The organism is Vibrio genomosp. F10 str. 9ZD137 (genome assembly GCF_049974785.1).
Taxonomy (GTDB): domain Bacteria; phylum Pseudomonadota; class Gammaproteobacteria; order Enterobacterales; family Vibrionaceae; genus Vibrio.
The window spans coordinates 1-5,039 of sequence record NZ_JBNGCJ010000433.1 but is presented as its reverse complement, the minus strand read 5'-3'; the positions used below and the strand labels follow the sequence as shown (position 1 = coordinate 5,039).

The window sequence follows — 5,039 nt, the reverse complement described above, 5'->3', positions numbered from 1 at the left end:
ACCGCTCTTCCGATCTTGACAATGTTAAAGCAGTACTCGTAAACATTTTCGGTGGCATTGTTCGTTGTGACATGATCGCTGAAGGTATTATCGGTGCAGTTAAAGAAGTCGGCGTAACAGTTCCTGTCGTTGTTCGTCTAGAAGGTACAAACGCAGACCTAGGTCGCGAAGTACTTGCTAATTCTGATGTTGATATCATTGCAGCTGAATCTCTAACAGATGCTGCTCAGAAAGTTGTTGCTGCTGCGGAGGCTAAATAATGTCTGTATTAATTAACAAAGACACGAAAGTAATCTGTCAGGGTTTCACTGGCGGTCAAGGTACATTCCACTCAGACCAAGCTATCGCATACGGTACGCAAATGGTTGGTGGTGTTTCACCTGGTAAAGGTGGTCAAACTCACCTGGGCCTTCCAGTATTCAACACAGTTCGTGAAGCAGTAGAAGTCACTGGCGCAACAGCAACCGTTATCTATGTACCAGCACCTTTCTGTAAAGATGCAATCCTAGAAGCGATTGATGCAGGTATCGAACTGATCGTAACGATCACTGAAGGTATCCCTACTACAGATATGATCGACGTAAAAGTGAAGCTAGAAGAAACTGGCGTTCGCATGATCGGTCCTAACTGTCCAGGTCTTATCACTCCAGACGAGTGTAAGATTGGTATCATGCCTGGTCATATCCACAAGAAGGGTAAAGTCGGTATCGTATCTCGTTCAGGTACTCTTACTTACGAAGCCGTGAAACAAACAACCGATGAAGGCTTTGGTCAGTCTACGTGTGTTGGTATCGGTGGTGACCCAATCCCAGGTTCAAACTTCATTGATATCCTAAAACTTTTCCAAGAAGATCCAGAGACGGAAGCAATCGTAATGATTGGCGAAATCGGCGGTACTGCGGAAGAAGAAGCGGCTGAGTTCATTAAAGCGAACGTAACTAAACCAGTTGTGTCTTACATCGCTGGTGTTACTGCTCCTCCGGGTAAACGTATGGGCCACGCTGGTGCAATCATCTCTGGCGGTAAAGGTACGGCTGAAGATAAATTCGCAGCACTAGAAGCAGCAGGCGTTAAGACTGTTAAGTCTCTTGCTGATATCGGTAAAGGCCTACGTGAAATCACGGGTTGGTAACTTGACCTAGTAGCAATAAAAAAGTAAAAAAAAACCGAGCATAATCGCTCGGTTTTTTTTGGCTAGAATTTAATGTATTCACATTAAACCTCTAGGTACTAAATTTAAAAAATTAAAGAACCATAGCCGCAATCCAACCAAAAATGATCAGTGGGATATTGTAGTGAATAAACGTGGGTACGACGGTTTCCCAAATATGCTCATGCTGCCCATCGGCATTGAGGCCCGACGTTGGTCCTAATGTTGAGTCAGACGCTGGTGAGCCTGCATCACCCAGTGCAGCGGCTGTTCCAACTAAAGCAATTGTCGCCATCGGTGAAAACCCAAATGCAGCGGCCAGAGGAACGTAAATCGTTGCTAGAATTGGAATGGTTGAGAACGAAGAACCAATCCCCATCGTGACCAATAGGCCGACGACCAACATCAACAGAGCAGCAAGTGGCTTGTTATCGCCAATGGTGGTTGATAACGCGTCGACGAGGGATTCAACACCGCCAGTTTGCTTCATTACAGCAGCAAACCCCGCCGCAGCGATCATAATAAACCCAATCATCGCCATCATATGAACGCCTTTGGTAAAGACATCGTGTGTCTCTTTCCAGGCAATGACACCGCCGAATGTGAATACCATAAAGCCCGCTAGAGCGCCTATGATCATCGAGCCAGTTGACAGTTGTACTGCCAGAGCAACCACAATACCGACACAGGCAACCAAAATACTTTTCTTGTCGATACTTGTTGGCTCTTCATTAATATGGGTCAGCGTTGTTTCTTTGTATTCACGAGGCTTTCTGTAGCTGAACAACAGAGCAGTCAATAGTCCAAATACCATGCCTAAAGCCGGAAGAATCATTGCGACTGGCACTTGAGATGCGACTACGCTTTCTAGCCCATTATCATGCAAGTTTTTAAGCAAAATATTGTTTAGGAAAATCCCTCCGAATCCAATCGGTAAAATCATGTAGGGTGTGACTAGGCCGAAAGTCAGGACACAAGCAACCATCCGACGATCCATCTTTAATTTTGCAAATACGCCGAGCAGAGGTGGAATTAAAATTGGAATAAAGGCGATATGAACAGGGATAATATTTTGAGAGGACATCGTAACCAAAATCAGCGATGCTAATACCGCATATTTCAAGCCGGTAGTCGCTGTACCGCTCTCTTTGCCGTTGATTCGCTTAATCACATTTTGGGCGAGCAAATCGGTGATGCCTGATTTAGAAATAGCGACAGCAAATGTCCCTAACATGGCATAGCTCAATGCGATGGTTGCACCGCCCCCTAAGCCACTCTCAAATGCAGACACTGCGTCATTTAAACTCATGCCTGATACAAGGCCGCCAACGATAGCACTGAATGTTAACGCCACAACGACATTCACACGCATCAAAGCGAGTATCAACATGATACAGACAGAAATTACAACAGGATTCATAGTTTTCTCGGTTAGTTGTGTTGGTATTAATTGTTATTGTCAACTAGTGGCCAGCCACCTAAAGCTTTCCACTTATTAACGATGCCACAAAAAAGTTCAGCGGTTTTTTCTGTATCGTAAAGTGCTGAGTGGGCTTCTTTGTTGTCAAACTCCATCCCTGCGGTTTTACAAGCCTTGGCTAGAACGGTTTGACCATAGGCAAGGCCACTTAATGCAGCGGTATCAAATGTGGCAAAAGGATGGAAAGGGACTCTCTTCAACTTGCTACGTTCACTTGCAGCCATAACGAATTTATGGTCAAAAGTGGCATTATGAGCAACCATAATGGCACGGCTGCACCCCTGGTCTTTTTGCTCTTTTCGCACAAGCTTATAGATTTCTTTTAGTGCGTGTTCTTCGCTAACAGCGCCGCGAAGTGGGCTGAATGGGTCTATAATTCCGTTGAATTCCAAAGCGGCTTTTTCTAGGTTTGCACCCTCAAAAGGTTCGATGTGAAAATGAATGGTTGAAGCTGGATGAAGATCACCCTGTTCATCCATTGTTAGCGTAATGGCACAAATCTCTAATAATGCATCGGTATCTGAGTTAAAGCCGGCAGTCTCTACATCAATGACGACAGGGAAGTATCCACGAAATCGCTTCTTTAACGTTAGAGTTTCATTTTCAACAGTCATAGTTTTTTTAGTCAGATGGACAAGCCGTGCATTATTGCAGATTCCAGCAGAGAGCAAAACCGAAGAATCCAAGAATGAAACGTAATTTATTCAGTTTTATGGCTAGAATTTTGCATTGTAGGGTAAGAGAAGTTGCAACGGCAAACATTCGCCGTCATCAAGTGGTATCTAAGAGAACAGCAAATATGAAGAAGTGGGCCGCGATTAGCGCAGTACTAATAACCAGTCATCTGATTTCTCCAAACGCGGTTGCGTTGGATAAACGTTATGTCGCCACGCCTATGCAATCTACATGGCAAATGGTGGCAAATACGCCACTAGAGTGCCGCTTAGTCCACCCAATCCCAAATTACGGCGATGCTGAATTTTCATCTCGGGCGAGTAAAAAAATCATCTTAGACTTTGAACTTAAGATGCGCAGACCGATGGGGGAAACGCGGAATGTTAGCTTAGTGTCTTTGCCACCTGCATGGCGCCCTGGTGAAAATGCGGAACGAATTACAAGCATAAAATTTTTCAAACAATTCGACGGCTATATTGGCGGACAGACTGCTTGGGGGATTTTAGGTGAACTTGAAAAAGGTCGCTATCCTACATTCAGCTATCAAGATTGGCAAAGTCGGGATCAAAGAATTGAAGTTGCTCTTTCATCGGTCTTGTTTCAGCAGAAGTACAATGTTTTCAGTGATTGTATTGCTAACCTACTTCCGTATAGTTTCGAAGACATCGCGTTTACTATTTTGCATTATGATCGAAGCAGTGTGCAGCTCAATAAATCATCTCAAAAGCGTTTAGCTCAAATTGCTGAGTATATTAGGCACAATCAAGATATCGATTTGGTATTGGTTTCAACGTATACCGATTCGGTTGATACCAGAAGTGTGTCTCAAAATCTATCAGAGCAGCGGGCGGAAGTTTTACGCGGTTATTTTCAATCTTTGGGGTTACCTGAAGATAGAATTCAAATTCAAGGCTATGGTAAACGCCGCCCTGTTTCAGATAATTCATCTCCGATAGGTAAAGACAAAAACCGTCGTGTCGTTATATCACTAGGCCGTACACAGGTTTAACAGGACGCTAAATTGGCCGTTAGTTTAACTGAAACATAGAAATTAGGTTACAGTTTGTTGCGCTGTCTAGGTGGCTGACTTGCTTGGCAATGTATGGGTTAGGGTGACGCTTTAAGAACTCAATCAAGGCCTTTTTACAGCAACCTAGTGAGTCGATGTAAGAATCACACTGACTATTCGCGCATTGTGGAATGAGTGACAGCACCTTTTCTGAAGCGAGCTGCAAGTATTTCAGCTCATATCGCTCATCTCCCACAGAGCGCCAGAAACTGGCCATGTTGTGACAAGAGATAACAGAAACAATCAATCGATCTTCTATTTGTATCTCTTCTTCATGAGTCTGCTGCTCACTGATGGTTAGCGCTTGCTGGTAGTGTAATATACTTCTCAGGTGGTCACTCTCCTGCATCGCAACGTCCGCGAGTAACGTATGTTTTTCCCACTCTGTAACCGTCATAAATAACCCTTTGAGCAACTTAATAGAACAAATCTGATGTAATTACCCATCAAATGATAATGAGAGTTATTATTATCATTGAATATTAAAAAAGGCAACGCTTGGTTGCCTTAATGCGAACAAATCTCAAAAAGTATCAACCTAGCCCAACGGAGGCTTGTTTATTCTGGATGAGTTCAATCATGTATCCATCAGGGTCTTTTACAAAGGCGATCTCTGTTGTCCCGCCTTTGACTGGGCCAGGCTCACGAGTGACAATACCACCGGC

The 5,039-nt window shown here is 44.0% G+C and carries 5 protein-coding genes and 2 pseudogenes; 3 read left to right on the top strand and 4 right to left on the bottom strand.

What is annotated here, in order from left to right; translation table 11 throughout:
- Both sucC and sucD read left to right on the top strand, forming a co-directional pair.
- A pseudogene (gene sucC, locus ACP45E_RS10335) lies at positions 1–260 on the top strand (succinate--CoA ligase subunit beta); the annotation flags it as partial.
- The gene (sucD, locus tag ACP45E_RS10330) at positions 260–1,132 is read left to right on the top strand and encodes a succinate--CoA ligase subunit alpha (RefSeq protein ID WP_004734209.1); all 873 of its coding nucleotides are present in this window, start codon (positions 260–262) and stop codon (positions 1,130–1,132) included. The pseudogene sucC and the gene sucD, both read left to right, overlap by 1 nt.
- A 112-nt stretch (positions 1,133–1,244) precedes the next feature.
- Here sucD and ACP45E_RS10325 read toward each other — a convergent pair whose 3' ends face one another.
- Both ACP45E_RS10325 and rnt read right to left on the bottom strand, forming a co-directional pair.
- Positions 1,245–2,570, bottom strand: coding sequence for a Na+/H+ antiporter family protein (locus ACP45E_RS10325; RefSeq protein ID WP_017033164.1), 1,326 nt, complete (start codon positions 2,568–2,570; stop codon positions 1,245–1,247).
- Positions 2,571–2,596: 26 nt separating this feature from the next.
- Complete coding sequence (gene rnt / locus ACP45E_RS10320) at positions 2,597–3,244, bottom strand: ribonuclease T (RefSeq protein ID WP_017033163.1); 648 nt, start codon at positions 3,242–3,244, stop codon at positions 2,597–2,599.
- A gap of 185 nt (positions 3,245–3,429) precedes the next feature.
- Here rnt and motY point away from each other — a divergent pair, with 185 nt between their 5' ends.
- Positions 3,430–4,314: a flagellar protein MotY gene (gene motY, locus ACP45E_RS10315; protein ID WP_017037619.1), complete on the top strand. Its 885-nt coding sequence runs from the start codon at positions 3,430–3,432 to the stop codon at positions 4,312–4,314.
- Between the two features lie 19 nt (positions 4,315–4,333).
- On the opposite strand, the gene ACP45E_RS10310 is transcribed toward motY, so the two are convergent.
- Together ACP45E_RS10310 and ACP45E_RS10305 are read right to left on the bottom strand one after the other, a co-directional pair.
- Positions 4,334–4,771, bottom strand: coding sequence for a DUF2753 family protein (locus tag ACP45E_RS10310; protein ID WP_017037618.1), 438 nt, complete (start codon positions 4,769–4,771; stop codon positions 4,334–4,336).
- A 136-nt stretch (positions 4,772–4,907) separates the two neighbouring features.
- Positions 4,908–5,039, bottom strand: a pseudogene (locus tag ACP45E_RS10305) (lactoylglutathione lyase); the annotation flags it as partial.

Coding starts and splice junctions, on each gene's coding strand:
- sucD (WP_004734209.1), top strand. CDS start 260: ATGTCTGTATTAATTAACAAAGACACGAAAGTAATCTGTCAGGGTTTC.
- ACP45E_RS10310 (WP_017037618.1), bottom strand. CDS start 4,771: ATGACGGTTACAGAGTGGGAAAAACATACGTTACTCGCGGACGTTGCG.
- motY (WP_017037619.1), top strand. CDS start 3,430: ATGAAGAAGTGGGCCGCGATTAGCGCAGTACTAATAACCAGTCATCTG.
- ACP45E_RS10325 (WP_017033164.1), bottom strand. CDS start 2,570: ATGAATCCTGTTGTAATTTCTGTCTGTATCATGTTGATACTCGCTTTG.
- rnt (WP_017033163.1), bottom strand. CDS start 3,244: ATGACTGTTGAAAATGAAACTCTAACGTTAAAGAAGCGATTTCGTGGA.